This is a genomic window from Pedobacter sp. JY14-1 (genome assembly GCF_029269825.1).
Classification (GTDB): Bacteria; Bacteroidota; Bacteroidia; order Sphingobacteriales; family Sphingobacteriaceae; genus Pedobacter.
This window is the reverse complement of the sequence record NZ_JARJHU010000008.1, coordinates 538,059-554,639: the sequence shown is the minus strand read 5'-3', so window position 1 is coordinate 554,639 and position 16,581 is coordinate 538,059. Positions and strand designations below refer to the sequence as shown.

Annotated in this window: 14 protein-coding genes; 6 read left to right on the top strand and 8 right to left on the bottom strand. The window is 51.6% G+C overall.

Features of this window, described 5'->3' with window-relative positions:
* Positions 1-10: 10 nt before the first annotated feature.
* From P2W84_RS15955 to P2W84_RS15945, 3 genes are all read right to left on the bottom strand, one after another.
* The gene (locus P2W84_RS15955; protein ID WP_276091158.1) at positions 11-574 is read right to left on the bottom strand and encodes a type 1 glutamine amidotransferase domain-containing protein; all 564 of its coding nucleotides are present in this window, start codon (positions 572-574) and stop codon (positions 11-13) included.
* A 105-nt stretch (positions 575-679) separates the two neighbouring features.
* Entirely contained in the window at positions 680-1,429 is a 750-nt protein-coding gene (locus P2W84_RS15950) for a glycosyltransferase family 2 protein (RefSeq protein WP_276091157.1), read from the bottom strand.
* A 22-nt stretch (positions 1,430-1,451) separates the two neighbouring features.
* The gene (locus P2W84_RS15945) at positions 1,452-2,726 is read right to left on the bottom strand and encodes a glycosyltransferase (protein ID WP_276091156.1); all 1,275 of its coding nucleotides are present in this window, start codon (positions 2,724-2,726) and stop codon (positions 1,452-1,454) included.
* 179 nt (positions 2,727-2,905) lie between these two features.
* On the opposite strand from P2W84_RS15945, the gene P2W84_RS15940 reads away from it, so the two are divergent.
* Both P2W84_RS15940 and P2W84_RS15935 read left to right on the top strand, forming a co-directional pair.
* Entirely contained in the window at positions 2,906-6,142 is a 3,237-nt protein-coding gene (locus P2W84_RS15940; RefSeq protein ID WP_276091155.1) for a S41 family peptidase, read from the top strand.
* Positions 6,143-6,267: 125 nt separating this feature from the next.
* On the top strand, positions 6,268-7,026 hold the full coding sequence (locus P2W84_RS15935; protein WP_276091154.1) for a methyltransferase domain-containing protein: 759 nt from the start codon (positions 6,268-6,270) through the stop codon (positions 7,024-7,026).
* Here P2W84_RS15935 and P2W84_RS15930 read toward each other — a convergent pair.
* From P2W84_RS15930 to upp, 5 genes are read right to left on the bottom strand one after another with little or no spacing between them, the layout of a single operon-like run.
* Positions 6,992-7,906 (bottom strand): glycosyltransferase family A protein, encoded by a 915-nt coding sequence (locus tag P2W84_RS15930; protein ID WP_276091153.1) that lies wholly within the window; start codon positions 7,904-7,906, stop codon positions 6,992-6,994. The genes P2W84_RS15935 and P2W84_RS15930 overlap by 35 nt on opposite strands.
* 3 nt (positions 7,907-7,909) lie before the next feature.
* Positions 7,910-8,533, bottom strand: coding sequence for a hypothetical protein (locus P2W84_RS15925; RefSeq protein ID WP_276091152.1), 624 nt, complete (start codon positions 8,531-8,533; stop codon positions 7,910-7,912).
* 16 nt (positions 8,534-8,549) lie between these two features.
* On the bottom strand, positions 8,550-9,875 hold the full coding sequence (locus P2W84_RS15920) for a flippase (protein ID WP_276091151.1): 1,326 nt from the start codon (positions 9,873-9,875) through the stop codon (positions 8,550-8,552).
* An 18-nt stretch (positions 9,876-9,893) separates the two neighbouring features.
* A complete protein-coding gene (locus tag P2W84_RS15915; RefSeq protein ID WP_276091150.1) occupies positions 9,894-10,583 on the bottom strand; it encodes a YjjG family noncanonical pyrimidine nucleotidase in 690 nt (229 codons plus the stop codon).
* Complete coding sequence (upp, locus tag P2W84_RS15910) at positions 10,580-11,224, bottom strand: uracil phosphoribosyltransferase (protein ID WP_276091149.1); 645 nt, start codon at positions 11,222-11,224, stop codon at positions 10,580-10,582. Before upp ends, P2W84_RS15915 begins: the two co-directional genes overlap by 4 nt.
* A 128-nt stretch (positions 11,225-11,352) precedes the next feature.
* Between upp and uvrB the strand changes: the two genes are divergently transcribed.
* The 4 genes from uvrB (at position 11,353) to P2W84_RS15890 (ending at position 16,482) form a co-directional block, all read left to right on the top strand.
* Positions 11,353-13,404, top strand: coding sequence for an excinuclease ABC subunit UvrB (gene uvrB / locus P2W84_RS15905; protein ID WP_276091148.1), 2,052 nt, complete (start codon positions 11,353-11,355; stop codon positions 13,402-13,404).
* A gap of 4 nt (positions 13,405-13,408) precedes the next feature.
* Entirely contained in the window at positions 13,409-13,612 is a 204-nt protein-coding gene (locus P2W84_RS15900; RefSeq protein WP_276091147.1) for a YwbE family protein, read from the top strand.
* A gap of 76 nt (positions 13,613-13,688) precedes the next feature.
* A complete protein-coding gene (locus P2W84_RS15895; RefSeq protein ID WP_276091146.1) occupies positions 13,689-13,952 on the top strand; it encodes a DUF4834 family protein in 264 nt (87 codons plus the stop codon).
* Between the two features lie 49 nt (positions 13,953-14,001).
* Positions 14,002-16,482 carry a YfhO family protein gene (locus P2W84_RS15890; RefSeq protein ID WP_276091145.1) on the top strand — a complete coding sequence of 827 codons (2,481 nt, stop codon included), beginning with the start codon at positions 14,002-14,004 and terminating at the stop codon, positions 16,480-16,482.
* The last annotated feature ends 99 nt before the right edge of the window (positions 16,483-16,581 follow it).

Sequence of the window (16,581 nt, the reverse complement as noted above, 5' to 3'; positions counted from 1 at the left end):
TTCGTTGTGCTTAGGCGTGCTGTCCTTCATGGACACCTTCTGCCAGTTCTTCAACGAGCTTGTCGTTGAAGGCGGGCAGGTCGGCCGGAGTGCGGCTGGTCACCAGCCCCTGGTCTACTACGACTTCTTCGTCTACCCAGTTGGCCCCGGCGTTGACCAGGTCTATCCTGATATTCTGCACCGAGGTGAGGGTACGTCCTTCTACTACCTGCGCGCTGATGAGCACCTGTGGCCCGTGACAAATAGCAGCGACAGGTTTTCCGGCTTCAAAGAATTCCTTTACAAAACGTAGTGCATCTATGTTCTTGCGCACCGAATCAGGGTTAAGTACGCCGCCAGGGATCACCAGGCCATGGTAGTCATCTGCATTCGCTTCAGCAACAACTTTGTCTACCTGCACTTCAGCGCCCCACTCGTGGTCGCCTTTCATGCCTTTGATCTTACCGGGTTTCGATGAGATGATGTGTACGGTGGCCCCTTCTTCCTTCAGCCGGGAAACCGGGCTGGTCAGTTCTGATTCCTCAAATCCGTTGTCTGATAAAACGGCAACTGTTTTATTGCTTAACTGTCCCATAGTTTTTGCTTTTAATGAACAATGAAATAAATAGGTAGATGTACTATTAATTACAACTTCCTGATAGGATTGTTTGTCAGATTTTAAAAAGCTTTTGCCATGTGGTCAGTCATTTGTACGGCGGTGGCGTATGGCATAACCGATGAGGTTGGCAGCAATGACGATATGGTTGATGAGATTGGGCACCAGACCGTAATATTTGGTGAAAATGAGGAAGCGCTCTTTCAGACTGGCCCAGTGCTTTTGTTTGGAAATGCCGCCGATGAGGTATTTGGCCACATACATGTGGGTATTGACGATGCTGGAAGCATTTTTGGCCGCCCTGATCACCCAGTCGATATCGGCGCTATACTTATATTTCAGGTCATACGGCTGGGCAAGGCTCCTTTTCACATAGATTGCCTGGTGGCTTACGCTCATGCCGTAACGGAAGCTCTTCCAGTTGAAAACCTCGGGAGCGCAATGCCTGCGCTGGCCCAGGCTGGTCCAGCTGGCATCGTACATTTCGGTTTCGCCATAATAAATGTCTGCGGCGTATTCGGTACCAAATACTTCGGCGACAGTTTCCGGCGCATAAATCTCGTCTCCTGAATTCATGAACAGGACATAGTCCCCTGTAGCAAGGGCGAGCCCCTTGTTCATGGCATCGTAAATCCCTTTGTCGGGTTCGGAAACGTACTGGCTCAGACGTTCCCGGTAACAGGCGATAATGTCCCTGGTACCGTCGGTAGAGTTCCCGTCGATGACAAGGTATTCGATATGAGGGTAAGTCTGGCCAAGTACAGACAGCATGGTGCGCTCAATGTCTTTTGCATTGTTGTAAACGACGGTGATCACACTCAGTTTGGGCTGCATCTGGCAGGTTTAATGGTACAGGTTACTTTGGTTGTAGATCCAGCAGGGCCTGGTACAATGATAAGTGTTTTTCAGCAATAACCGTTTCGGAGAATTGTGATATTATTGTCTTTCTTGCTTCTTTCTGGATGTCGGGGCCGTTGTCTTCGTGATAGAGCCACTCGATGCCGGTGGCCAGGTCTTCCGAAGACTGGTATTCGGCCAGGTAACCGTTTTCCAGGTGGCGCACCATATCCGGAATGCCTCCGGTTTTGAAGGCCACCACAGGCGTAGCGCAGGAAAGGCTTTCCATCACGGTATTGGGCAGGTTATCCTCCAGGGATGGCGCAATGAACACATCGGCTGCCGAATAACATTTGGCCAGGTGGTCGTCATTGGAAATGGTGCCCAGAAAGGTTGTCTTAAAGGGGAATTCCGGCGTGTCTGCGCCTGCTTTGTTGCCAAAAATGATCAGCTCGATACGGTTACGGTCTATACCCGGTCTGGAAGCCAGGTCATTCAGGGCTTCGATCAGGTAGGGGGTGCCTTTGTGCTTGTCATTTTTTGAAGGCATGAAACCGCTCATGAGGACGAACTTATCCGGGCTGATCTTCAGTATCTTTTTGGCTTCGGCTTTTACATAGGGTTTAAACACCTGGGTCTCTATCGTATTGGGGATCACGCTGACTTCCCGGAAACCCATCAGACTGCTGAGTTTCACCGATGCGGCCATCCAGTTGCTGGGTGCCACGATGTGGCAGGCCAGTTCCGAGTAAGCCTTTTTCTTCCGCAGCCAGTTTTTGTGTGACCAGTCGTTTTTGCCGCTATTGCGCAACAGGGGGCAAAAGCCGCATTCCTTGTGAAAGTGTTCGCAGCCATAACGGACATGACAGCCCCCTGTAAAGGCATTGCTGTCATGGAAGGTCCACACGACCGGCTTTTCCAGTTCGTCGAGCTGCGCAATGAACCTTGGGGTAAGAAAGCCATGATTGAGCCAGTGCAGGTGGATGATGTCGGCCGATTTAACTTCCGGGTGGTTTTTGACAGAGGTGCCGAACCAGGAAAGGGAAAAGGGTGTATTTTCTCCGGGTTTGGTCACGGCTTTGGAAAGGTACCGCTCTGAAAGGATGTTGAATACGGCCAGCCCTCGCTGCACCGGGGTCTTACTGAAGGGGATGGTTTTGTTGCTGGGCCTGAGCTGAAGGTAGCTCATCACTCTGGAATCGGCGCCTGCAGTTCGCAGGGCGTCGCTAAGCCTGAGACAGGCCCTTCCGGCCCCGCCATTGCCCTCATAGGTATTTAAGTGTAAGATCTTCAATCGTCTCCTGTTTTGAAATCAAAATGGTCTTGGATTCAAATCGTCCCAAAATAGCCAGAAAATTACATAAATCCTGATTTTTATCGCAAACTCTTAGCTATTTTAGCACCAACCTTAGGGCTGGTTTTGCGTCGGAGATGCTGCCGGTACCCTTAAATTAACTAACTGAAACCAACCCAATGAGAAAAATTTTTAGCGTACTTGCTGCTGCTGTGCTGTGCTGCGGTACGGTTGCCGCGCAGGACGATGCGCGTTTTATGGCCTATCCTGCACTGACCCCTGATGGAAAGACCGTGATCTTCAGCTATGACGGCGATCTTTGGAAGGTAGCTGCCCAGGGCGGCGAGGCCAGCAGGATCACTGCGATGCAGGGCAATGAGATCAGTCCCCGGGTATCTCCGGACGGGAAATGGCTGGCCTTTTCTTCCGACCAGTTTGGCAACTATGATGTCTATGTCATGCCGCTGGCAGGGGGTGAAGTGAGGCAGCTGACCTGGAATGACGCCGGTGATGAAGTAGAGGGCTGGAGCTGGGATGCGAAGACTATTTACTTTACTTCCGGAAGGTACAACATGTATACTGCCTATAAGGTAGGCCTGAATGGCGGAACGGCAACGCGCCTGTTCGGCAATTACTTCAATACGGTTCACAACGTAGCCGAAGCACCTGACGGGGAACTCTTCTTCAACGATACCTGGGAGAGCCGGAACTTTGCCAACCGTAAGCGCTATAAAGGGGCCTTCAATCCGGATATCCAGTCTTACAATCCCCGGACGAAGACCTATAAGCAATATACCGACTACAAGGGTAAGGATTTCTGGGCATCGGTAGATAAGAACGGTAAAGTATACTTCGCATCAGATGAAGGCAATGATGAATATAACCTGTATACATTCCTGAATGGTAAAAAGACTGCCCTGACCAGGTTTGATACTTCTATCAAAAGGCCGTTGGTATCGGCATCAGGAAATGCTGTTGTTTTTGAAAAGGATTATCAGATTTATCTATATGATGTCGGCGCGAAGCGTTCAACGCAGGTAAAGGTGACGGTAAGCAGGAATGACGTGTTGTCTAAGGAACAGGAATTTGACGTCCGAGGTTCCATCTCGGCTTTCGATCTTTCGCCTGACGGGAAGAAGCTGGCCTTCATTTCCAGAGGTGAACTTTTCGTGGGTGATGCCGAAGGGAAGTATCTCCGGAAGATTGAACGTAATGCGGCTAACGGGTTGTTCGCAGAACGGGCAATGGAAGTAAAGTGGCTCAACGATAACCGTACGCTGCTCTTCAGCCAGACCTGGCAGGGCTATCAGAACTGGTTCACCATCAGCGCCGAAGGCAAGGGCGGGCTGAAACAGCTGACAGAAGATAAGGCCAATAACCGGGACATTACCTTCAACAAGGAACGTACGCAGGCGGTCTACCTGAGTGGAAGAAACGAGGTCCGCCTGCTCGACCTGAAGTCGATGGACAGCAAGATAGTGGTCCGCGACGAGATTTGGGCCTTCCAGAATTCAGGGCCTTCATTCTCACCCAACGGGGAGTATGTGCTGTTCACGGCCTACCGCAACTTCGAGCAGGATGTATTCGTGCACCACATCAAAGACAACAAAACCATCAACCTGACGAATACCGGGGTTACCGAGGCAGGGCCAATGTGGTCACCTGACGGTAAGTATATTTTCTTTACCAGTGCGCGTACCCGTCCGAATTACCCTATGGGCATGCGTGACAGTCATGTTTACCGTCTTGCGCTCGATGACTATGACGAGCCTTACCGCAGCGACAAGTTTGACGAGTTGTTTAAGGAAAGCAAGCCGGAAGAGAAGAAAGATGCTCCTAAACCGGGAGATGATAAAACGAAGAAGCCAGCCAAGCCTGTCAAAACAAACCCTAAGTCAGCTGCAGATACCGCGAAGAAAGACGATAAGAAACCGGAAAAACCTGTTAAACCTGCAAATGTGATCACGATCAACTTTGCGAACCTTATGGACCGGGTTGAGCTGATCAGCCCGGGATCGGGCACGCAGTATGGTACAGATGTGCTCGCCAGGGGAGAGAAAACGTATGTATTTTACAGCTCCGACCATGAGGGCGGACGGGCATTGTACCGCACGGTGACTGAGCCCTTCGAACAGAACAAAACAGAAAAAGTAGGTGACGGCACCAATGGAGGGCTGGTAGAAGCTTCTGGCAAGGTGTACACGCTGGTCAGGGGTGCGATTGCCAAATACAACCTTGACGGCAACCGCCTGGAACCGCTGAACATCGGCTACAAGTTCACCCGCAACCTGGAAGGAGAGTTCCGCCAGATGTTTTATGAGACCTGGGCCGGTCTGGAGGAAAACTTTTACGATGAAAACTTCCACGGGGTTGACTGGATGAAGATGCAGCAGCGCTATGCGGCCTACCTTCCCGGTGTGAACAACCGCTCCGACCTGCGCGTACTGCTGAATGACATGCTGGGCGAACTGAATTCCTCACATTTGGGCTTCAATAGCTATGGTTCGGAAGAAAGGAAGAACCTGAACTATGCGACTGCTGAAACAGGCATTGTATTTTCAGATGAAGATCCTTATCGTGTAGACCGGGTAGTGGCAAAAAGCAACGGTGCCCATAAGGGAGTAGATATTAAACCGGGCGATATACTGATAGCGGTTAATGGCGTGCGGGTGTCTAAGGACAAGGACCGTGACTTTTATTTTACCAGTCCTTCCCTGGACCAGGAAATCAGCCTGACCCTGAAGCGAAACGGGAAAGAGCTGACGGCAAAGGTGCATCCGCAACCGGGCGGTGCGCTTCGCGGAAACCTCTATGATGAGTGGATTACGGAGAACCGGGAGCGGGTGAAAAAGCTGGGCAGCAATCGCATCGCCTACAGTTATATGAAGAACATGGGTACCGGTGAGCTGGAGACTTTCCTGCTCGACATGGTGGCCCAGGAGAATAACAAGGAGGCGATCATCCTGGACCTGAGATACAATACGGGCGGTAATGTGCACGATGAAGTGCTGAAGTTCCTTTCACAAAGGCCTTACCTGCAGTGGAAGTACCGCGGCGGCAAGCTTTCTCCGCAGGGCCATTTTGCCCCGGCGGCCAAACCGATCGTGCTGCTCGTGAATGAACAGTCGCTCAGCGACGCGGAAATGACCGCAGCGGGTTTTAAAGCGCTGAAGCTCGGTAAGATCATTGGAACGGAGACTTACCGCTGGATCATATTTACCTCAGCAAAGGGACTGGTAGATGGTTCGTCTTACCGCTTACCGGCCTGGGGCTGCTATACGCTGGACGGCAAGAACATCGAGAAGGAAGGGGTATCACCGGACATTTATGTGAAAAATACATTTGAAGACCGGCTGAACGGGCGTGATCCCCAACTGGAAAGGGCCGTATCAGAAATTTTAAAGGAATTGAAATAAATCGTGCAGTAGCGCAGAATTTTTCAAATCGTTACTTATTTTAGGGGCCGTCTGAAAATGATGCCCGCCTCATGGCGCATGGCATTGATTTTCGGACGGTTTTTTTGATGAGTAAAACAAAAGCTATGGGAAACTTCTTAACGGACAGGCAATTCTGGATCGATTACTGGGAAAGCAAGACCGGCCTGTCGGTAAATATCCCAGAGCACTACCTGTTCCACCGCGAACTGCGGGATATTGTCCGCAGGGAGAAGGTGAACAATGCGATTGAACTGGGCGGTTTTCCGGGTTATTATGCCGTTTTCCTGAAGAAATACTTTGGTCTGGACGTAACGCTTCTCGATTATTTTGTGCACATGCCTGTGATCAGGTCGCTGTTGCAGGCAAATGGCCTGGAAGAGGGCGATATCACCGTGATCGAGGCTGATCTCTTCGGTGATGTGCCGCAGCAGCAGTATGACCTGGTACTTTCCTGCGGACTGATCGAGCATTTTGAAGATACTGCAGATGTCATCAGGAGGCATATCGGGTTCTTAAGGCCAGGGGGTACGCTGTTCATCACCCTGCCCAATTTCCGCGCGCTGAACGGCTGGTTCCAGAAGCGGTTTGACCGGGAGAACTATGATAAGCACAATATCCGCAGTATGGATCCGGGCCTTCTGGCGCAGATCTGCCGGGATGCAGGACTGGAAGTGCTCAGGTCGGGCTATTACGGGTATTTCAGCATCTGGCTGGAAAATGAGGCACAGAAGCCATCCGGGGTACGCTGGCTGAAGAAGCTGGCCTGGATCTCCGGTAAGGTATTTACCCGGGTGTTCCGCTTCAATTCTCGTCAGTTATCGCCTTATATCATCCTGGAAGCCAGGAGTGCTTCTTCTGAATGAGGTAGCGTTTGATCCGGTGCCATAGCGTTCCTTTTCTTTTGCTCAGAAAATGCCGGATGGCCTGGTAGGCTTCAGGGTTTTCAGCGATCTTTTCAGGAAACCAGGTAACCGGTTCCGGGTTGATGATGACATTATAGACATCGTCTATTCCCGAATGGGTGCCGCTGCCATCGTGCCCGATGTTATTGACCAGGGACTGGGATGGATTAAGTGTAAGCCCGCCTTTAAGGAAGATGGAGGCATACCAGCGGATCGCCCATGAATTGTTGCGGCCGGCTTTAAAAGCCTTCATCTGCTTCCAGAAATTCATATTGCCTTCTATGGAGAATTCCCGGCGCTTATGGGCATCGAACTGGTTCATGAGCCGGTCAATATCCGGGTCGAAATGCTTCCAGGCGCGCTCCCAGGTGGCCCAGCCCCAGCTGGTCGCCGCGCGGTAGAAAAAGGTCTGGGGCAACTGGGGGTTTCCCAGGTTGTACATATAGGCACCGATGTGCATGACCTTGTCGCTGTTGCGGTAGCGTTCAAGGGCTTCGTTGAAATAACGGAGGGTATGTGGTGAGGTAATGAGGTCGTCTTCCAGAACGATGACCTGCCCGTAATCGGAAGTCAGGCGGCTGACCCCGCTGATCACGGAGGCTGCCAGGCCTTTGTTTTCAGCACTAACGATGAGTTCTGCGGATTTAAAGCCTTCCGTATTGCGGACAAGTGCCCTGACCTCCTCGACCGCAGCTTCGTCAGCCTTGTTTTTTGGGCCGTCAGAAAAGATGAACAGCCTGCTCTCTGCTGCCAGCGTATTCTGTCGCAGGAACTTCAGTGTCCGTTCTGTATGGCGGGGCCGGTTGTAGACAAATAATGCGATCGGCGCGAGGTTTTGCATGGCCTAGCTTTTGACACCATCGATAATGAGCGAGGAATAGCCCAGCGGGCTGTTGAAGCGCTTGTCGTACCGTCGGGAACGGATGATATGCCCGTCCCTGCTGTCCCAGTCCTGGTAATGGAATTTCCCCTGCTCATCGTAATATTCGAGCAGTACCGGACTGAAGCCTGCTGCGCGGAAAGCATCTGACAGTTTCCGGTAATTGTAGATCAGCTTATGGTCATGTGCGCCTTCACCGCTGCCACCTGGTTTGACCATGTGAATGTAATCGGGGTTGGGGTGGTAGCCATCGGGAACAGCAATGCGTACCGTACCGCCCGGTTTCAGGTACTGAAAACAATGTTTCAGTGCCGTGACACCCTGTTCGAAGGTCAGGTGTTCAAAAACGTGCTCGGCAAGGAAGCGGTCGGCTTTCCTGTTACCGAAAAGTGCCTGAAACGAGGCTTCGCTCAGCAGGTCCAGGCTTTCGATATTGGTCTGGAGCCAGCCTTCATAGTGGGTATTGTGCGCACCAATGATAATGTTGATGGCCCCCGAAGAATTCCTGACGGCCGATTTCAGCCTGACCAGGTCAAGGATGTGCTTAGGTTTGTAGACGATGGACCGGATGATGCTTCTTAAGGACATGCTGCGAATATATCAATTATAATTTTAGCTTTCTGAACAGGCTCACCAGAAAGAGCGCCTTCAGCATCATGATACCCTGCTGTCTTGTCCGGGGAATGAACAAGATCCAGAAGGCAGATGCGGCATAGGCGATCAGTGTGGCCAGGGCGGCCCCCGAAATACCGTATCTGGGGATCCACAGGATGTTGAGTAAGATATTGATCACCGCCCCGGCCGCTGTGCGCAGCAAGGAAAGGTTCACATAGCCTTCTGCGATGAGGAACTGCCCGCTGGCGGTCCCCAGGAAGGCGAAGATACCAGCCCAGATATGGATGGAAAGCGTACCCGCACCTGAATGATATTCAGGCGTATAGAACAACCTGAAAATAAGCGGCGCTGAGAAACTGATCACGATGGCCAGGGACATGCTGATCCAGACCATCAGGTCATAAAGGTCCTGCATCCTCCTGAGGTATCTTTCCGGATCGTCCCTGCGCGCATTCATAATGGCGGGGAACACGGAACTTACAATAGCTACCGGGATAAAATACCAGGAACCGGCCAGGGAAACCACTGTGGAATAAATGCCCAGCGGACCGGAACCCAGGTAATACTCGATCATCAGCTGGTCGATGTTCAGGTAAATGGTAACCAGTATTGCGGAGAAGGCCAGGGGCCAGGATTTTTTCAGCAGATATGCTGCGGTACTGCGTTCGAACTTCCAGCGAAGCAGGCTGCCGTTGTGGCTGTGGTAAAGAAACGCATAGCCAAGGGCGAGGAACAGGAAATCAGTAAGAAGTGTATATACAAACCAGGTGAGGCTGGCCTGAAACAGAATAAGCGCCACTTTGAGTAATGCAGAAAGGATGTTTCCTGCCACCTGGACCTTCATGATGAATTTGCCCTGTGTCCTGGACTGAAAATAGCTGTCAATGATGTTGAAGGCCTGAAGTACACCCGAAAAGCTCACGATCATGACGTAGGTCAGCGGTGTTTCTATGGGCTTGGCATGGTTAAGACCCTGGTATGCCAGGTAAATAAGGGGGATGATGGCGATGCCTCCGGCCAGCTTCAGCAGGAAGGCACTGCCCAACAGCTGATCTTTGCGTTCAGGCTCGCGAAGCAGTTCTCTGGTGACAAATCCGTCCAGACCCAATGCAGCTGCTGCTGCGAAGAAAGTGACAAAGGCACTTGCGTAGTTCAGCATCCCGAAATTGTCTTTACCGAGATAGTTGCTGACGGCGATGCCGGCAAAGATCTTGATGCCGAGGCTGCCTACCCTGGCCAGCATCAGCCAGCCGGTATTCTTCAGATATTTTTCGAATGCCGCCTCGTCGAAGCCTTTGACACGGGGAATCTTCATGGCTGCAAAGATGTGAATTTAAAAATGCCGCAGCAATTCTTCCAGATGGCCGATCTGCTGCCGTACATCCGCAGGGGCTTCTTTGCCTTCCGGGTTAAAGTAGATGGCCTGCATCCCATAGCCCTGGGCGCCGCGGATATCGGCCTCGATACTGTCACCGATCATGATGCTTTCGGCTACGGTGGCCCCTGCCTTGTCCAGCGCATATTCAAAAATGGCCTTATCGGGCTTGTTGACGCCGACATCTTCCGAGATGATGACGTTCCGGAAATAGGGGTTGAGCCCGGAGACTTCCATTTTGACGAGGGTGGGCTCCTTGAAGCCGTTGGAGATGATGTGCAGGGTATATTTCTGCTGCAGGTAGCTGAGTACCTGTTCTGCACCGGAAAAAAGATGGGTCCGGTAAGGGGTCAGGCGTACATAATCGTCTTCGAACTGGTGCGGAATATGGTCGGGATGTACGCCGAGCTCCAGAAAAGTCTTTCTGAAACGCTGTTCCCTCAGGGTTTCCTTACTGATCCGGCCCAGATGATACTCGGCCCACAGCGCATGGTTGTTGGCGGTATAGGTGGTAATGAAGTCTTCACAGGAATTGAGGCCCAGGTCGCAGAGCCGGTATTGTTCGTAAAGCTCGTTAAGGGTTTCCTGTGCGTTTTTGTCAAAATCCCAGAGGGTGTGGTCCAGGTCAAAGAATAGGTGTCTGATCATATCTTAATGCCATAGGCCAGGTCGCCTGCATCGCCCAGTCCGGGCACAATATACGCTTTACTGGTCATTTCCTCATCAATGGCACCTACCCAGAGTTTTGCTTCCGGCAGGTTGGCGCGCACATGGCGCAGGCCCTCGCTGCTGGCGATAGCCGATACAATGTGCAGTTCCCGGAGCGCGTATTGCCTGATCAGTTCCTTACAGCAGAGTACCATGCTGAGTCCGGTCGCCAGCATGGGGTCGGACATGATCACGATCCTGTCGCTGAGGTCGGGGCAGGAGACGTAATCGAGCTGGATCTCTATCCGGTTGCTTTTGTGGTGCTTCCGGTAGGCGGCCAGGAAGGCGGATTCGGAATGGTCGAACACGTTAAGGAGTCCCTGGTGCATAGGAAGGCCGGCGCGGAGGATGGTGGCCAGGACGGGCTGGCTGCTGAGCCTTTTGGCCGGGGCAGTGCCCAGCGGGGTCTGTGTTTCGGTGTCTTCGTATTCCAGGACTTTGCTGATCTCGAAGGCAAAATATTCCCCCAGGCGTTCCAGGTTCCGGCGGAAACGCATGGGGTCAAGCTGAATGCTGCGATCACGCAGTTCTGCCAGGAAAATATTGGCAATGGAGCTGGTTTTGCTGAGGTCGGTGATCATTGACTTAAAATTAGCAAATACTTTCCGTAAATTTGATTTTTATCATTTCTTTAATGGCCAACAATGCCACTCCAGAATTGTTCAGTCATTACAGGAACATCTGATAACCGGAATCAAAAGACAGGTACATGAAATTTAAACTGGCTTCAGCATACAGGCCTACCGGCGACCAGCCGGGGGCTATTGAACAACTGGTACAGGGCGTGGAAGCTAATGAGCATTACCAGACGCTGCTTGGCGTTACCGGCTCGGGAAAGACCTTTACCATTGCCAATGTGATTGAACAAACGCAAAAACCGACGTTGATCCTGAGCCATAACAAGACGCTGGCTGCGCAGTTGTATGGAGAGTTTAAGCAGTTCTTCCCGGAAAATGCAGTGAACTATTTTGTCTCCTACTACGATTATTACCAGCCTGAGGCTTTTATTGCCAGCAGCAATACCTATATCGAAAAGGACCTGAGCATCAACGAAGAGATTGAGAAGCTAAGGCTGCGGACGACTTCGGCGCTCATGTCGGGCAGGAGGGACGTGATCGTGGTATCTTCCATCTCCTGCATCTACGGTATGGGCAATCCTGAGGATTTTTCGCGTTCCGTGTTCCGCTTTTCGGTAGGCACACGCATCAGCCGGAACTCTTTCCTGCACAGCCTGGTGGAAATCCTGTATTCGCGGACCACCAACGACTTCAAAAGAGGCACCTTCAGGGTAAAGGGCGATACGGTCGACATCTTTCCGGCTTACCTGGATGTGGCCTACCGGGTATCTTTCTTTGGTGACGACGTAGAAGAACTGAGCATTATAGACCCGGTGACCGGCAAGACACTGGAGAAGATAGAAGATATGGCCGTTTATCCGGCGAACCTCTTCGTGACCCCAAAGGACAGGTTCAATGCTTCGATCTGGGGGATACAGGAAGAGCTGGAAGTGCGCAAGAACCAACTGATCGGCGACCGGTTGCTGCTCGAGGCGAAACGCCTTGAGGAACGGGTGAACTTCGATATCGAAATGATGAAGGAACTGGGCTATTGTTCGGGTATTGAGAACTACTCGCGGTTCTTTGACGGCAGGTCACCAGGTATGCGGCCATTCTGCCTGCTGGACTACTTCCCGGACGATTACCTCATGGTGATTGACGAAAGCCATGTGACGGTACCGCAGATCCGGGCGATGTACGGCGGTGACCGTTCCAGAAAGATGTCGCTCGTGGAATACGGCTTCCGGCTGCCCTCCGCACTGGACAACCGGCCCCTGAACTTTGAAGAATTTGAGCGCCTGGCGCCGCAGACCATTTATGTGAGCGCGACACCGGGGGATTATGAACTGCAGAAAACCGAGGGTGTATATGTCGAACAGGTGATCCGGCCTACCGGGTTGCTGGATCCGCTGATCGAAGTGCGTCCGGCCATTAACCAGGTGGATGACCTGCTGGACGAGGTTGACAAGACCATCAAACTGGGCGACAGGGTGCTGGTCACTACGCTGACCAAACGCATGGCAGAGGAACTGACCAAATATATGGACCGGCTCAACATCCGTTGCCGTTACATCCACTCTGAGGTGAAGACCCTGGAAAGGGTGGAGATCCTGAGGGGATTGCGGCTGGGTGAGTTTGACGTACTGATCGGGATCAACCTGCTGCGGGAGGGCCTCGATCTTCCCGAGGTTTCGCTGGTCGCTATACTTGATGCCGATAAGGAGGGCTTTCTGAGGTCGGAACGATCACTGATTCAGACCATCGGACGTGCGGCGCGTAATGACCGTGGCCGGGTGATCATGTATGCCGATGGCATTACTGAGTCTATGGAAAAGACCATAGAAGAAACCAACCGGCGCAGGAAGAAACAGATGGAATACAATGCAGAACACGGCATTGTTCCGAAAACGGTGGGCAAGAGCCGTGAGGCGATCCTGGAGCAGACTTCGGTGCTTGAGTTCTCTGCCGGTGAGGCCAGACGCGCAAAGGCTTATGTGGAAGTGGATGAAGTGAGCATTGCGGCGGATCCGGTGGTACAGTATATGGGCAAGGCAGAGATGCAAAAGTCCATCGACAAAACACGTAAAGAGATGGGCAAGGCGGCGAAGGACATGGACTTCCTGCTGGCCGCAAGGCTTCGTGACGAGATGTTCGCGATGGAAAAGTTGTTTGCGGAAAAATTTGGAAAGGATGCGTTAACATAAAGAGATGGACGGAAAGAACAGAAAAGACATTTATCCGGGACTGGAGGTGGATATCATCCTGAAGAAGGACCAGCGCAGCGGTAAGCTGACCAGGGGCTTGGTAGCCAACCTGCTTACCTCGGCACCCTACCATTCCCGCGGCATTAAGGTCCGGCTGGAAGACGGGCAGATCGGCCGGGTAGCCGTTATTGTAAATGAAATGCAATAATCGGCACAATTTTGTAATAAGCAGGGGACTGCGTCGTCATTATCCTGCATATATTTGCTAACATTAGAAGAGAAGCATGGGATTTTTTAAGTTTATTGTGATCAGTTTCCTGGTGTTGTACATCATCCGTGTCATCATCCGGCTGATCTTTCCTTCAGTGCTCCGGGGTATGGTCAACAACATGCAGGAGCAGGCCCGTAACCAGCAGGCCGGGCAGCAGCCGCGCAGACCGGAAGGCTCCATCAATATTGATTATGTTCCGCCAAGGTCTAAGCCTAAACCTAAACCCGGCGCTGCGGATAAACTGGGTGAATTTGTAGACTACGAAGAGATCAAGTAATTTTTTTCCTTATGTTTGGGGTCAGTTAAAAAGTATAGAAAAGACCTCAATGAACAACTGGTTAAAAGCGAATGGCATCCACCTGGCCATTATCGGATTCTTTATTCTCATCTGTTTCGTGTATTTCAGCCCTGTGCTCCAGGGTAAGGCGCCTGCCCAGGGGGATGTGATCCAGGCCAAAGCAATGGCGACGGAAATCATGCAATATAAGGAAAAGGACGGTAAAGGGCCGCTCTGGACCAACCAGATGTTTGGCGGCATGCCCGCATATCAGATCTGGGTAGAACACCCTTATAACGGTGCCAGTTATGTGATCGACCTGGTGAAAACGATCTTTCCGGATCCGGTCGACGTGGTGCTGCTTTATTTGCTTGGCGCTTACTTTTTATTCTCCGTGCTCAGGATCAATCCCTGGCTGGCTGCGGCAGGTGCGGTGGCGTTTGCCTTTACCTCGTATAATTTCATCATCATTGCCGCCGGGCACAGCAATAAAGCTTTGGCCATTGCCTTTTGCGCGCCCATCATTGCCAGTATATTGCTGACCTTACGCGGCAAATACTGGATCGGAGGAAGTCTGACAGCCTTGTTCCTGGCGCTGGAGATCAGGGCCAATCACATCCAGATGAGTTATTATCTGATGATCGCCCTGCTGATCTTTATTGGCATCGAACTTTACCACGCGGTAAAAGAAAAGAAGCTGGCCGCTTTTTCAAAAGCAATGGCTTTCCTGGTCGTAGGTACGGTACTGGCCTTTATGGTTAATGCCGGTAAACTCTGGACAACCTATGAATACGGTAAGGAGTCAAACCGCGGGGCTTCTAACCTGACGACAGATGCAGCAGAGGAAAAAAACGGACTTTCCAAAGAATATGCCTATGGCTGGAGCCAGGGTGTGGGAGAGAGCTTTACCTTCCTGATCCCTGATCTGTATGGGGGTGCCAGTGGCATTGACGCTTTGGTGAAACCGGAAAGCCATACCTATAAGGCGGTCCAGGGGATTACCGGCGGTGACCCGACCGGTGCGATACAGCAGCTGGCGGGAGCGGGTGTGCAACAGTACTGGGGAGAAAAACCCGGCACTGCGGGCCCCTACTATTTCGGTGCGGTCATCTGCTTCCTGTTTGTATATGGTTTGCTGATCGTACGCAGCAGACTGAAATGGTGGGTGCTGGGTACGACGATATTGTTTATGCTGCTTTCCTTCGGCAAGAACTTTCCGCTGGTTTCCGACCTGTTCTTTAGCTATTTTCCGATGTACAACAAGTTCCGGGCGGTAGAATCGATACTGGCTATTGTCGGGCTGATGGTACCAGTCCTGGCCCTGCTGGCCCTGAAGGAAGTAACGGATGGAGCCTATGATCAGAAAACGCTGACCAGGAAACTGAATATTGCTGCGGGGATTACCGGGGGCTTTTCTTTGCTGGTGGCGATCATGCCGACCGCCTTTTTCAGCTTTACCAATGAAATGCACGGGCAGATGGTGCAGTACCTGACACAGGTGCTGGACAACAACGCGACCATTGCGCAAAGTATTGCGGCTGCTTTGGTAGACGACAGGGCCAGCCTGGCGCGTGCTGACGCGTTGCGGTCTCTTGTGTTCATTCTTGTGGGCTATGGTCTGACCTGGTCCCTGATCAACAGGAAAATAGGCCTGCAACTGACCATGATATTGCTGGGCCTGGTGGTTCTGGCAGATATGTGGCAGGTAGACCGCCGGTACCTGAACAACAATAACTTTGTCAATAAGTCTGACCTGAAGAACCATTTTCAGCCCCGGGACGTGGATACCTTTATCCTGTCCGACAAGGATCCGGATTTCAGGGTGTTTGATATGAGCATTTCTACATTTTCAGATGCAAGTGCCTCTGCTTTTCATAAGACTGTGGGCGGGTACCATGCGGCCAAGCTGAAGCGGTTCCAGGAACTGATCGATGCCCAGTTCAGCAAGAGCGTGAATCAGGATGTGCTGGATATGCTGAATACGAAGTACATCATTGTGCAGGATCCCAAGACTGGTTCCTATAAGATGCAGAACAATGCTACGGCTTCCGGCCATGCCTGGATCGTTTCCAAAATCCAGTATGTGAAGGATGCAGATGAGGAAATGAAAGCGATCAGCAGCTTCGATCCGAAACAGGAGGCGATCGTAGACCAGCGGTATAAAGCAATGATCGATGAAAAGCGCAGTATTTCGGCAGATCCGAATGCGTACATCAAGCTGGACAGTTACCATCCTGACCACCTCGTCTATACGTACAGCTCTCCTACGGACATGGTGGCCGTATTCTCGGAGATTTATTATGATAAGGGCTGGAACATGTATGTCGACGGTGTAAAGAAGCCTTATTTCAGGGCCGATTATGTACTGCGTGCGGCGCAGCTGGAAGCAGGCAACCACAAGGTTGAGTTTAAGTTTGAACCGGTATCTTATTATGCCGGTGAACAGATCTCACTTGCGGGTTCTGTATTGCTGCTGGGTGCACTGGGATTCGCTTTCTTCCGGAAACGGAAGCAGGAAGGCCTGGCCTGAGGATATAAGATAATCCCCGCTTAACATCCTGTTAATCCGCTTGTTGTATTTTTGCGCAAATGGATTGTATGATGCAGGAATTGTTTTTGGTCGCATGCC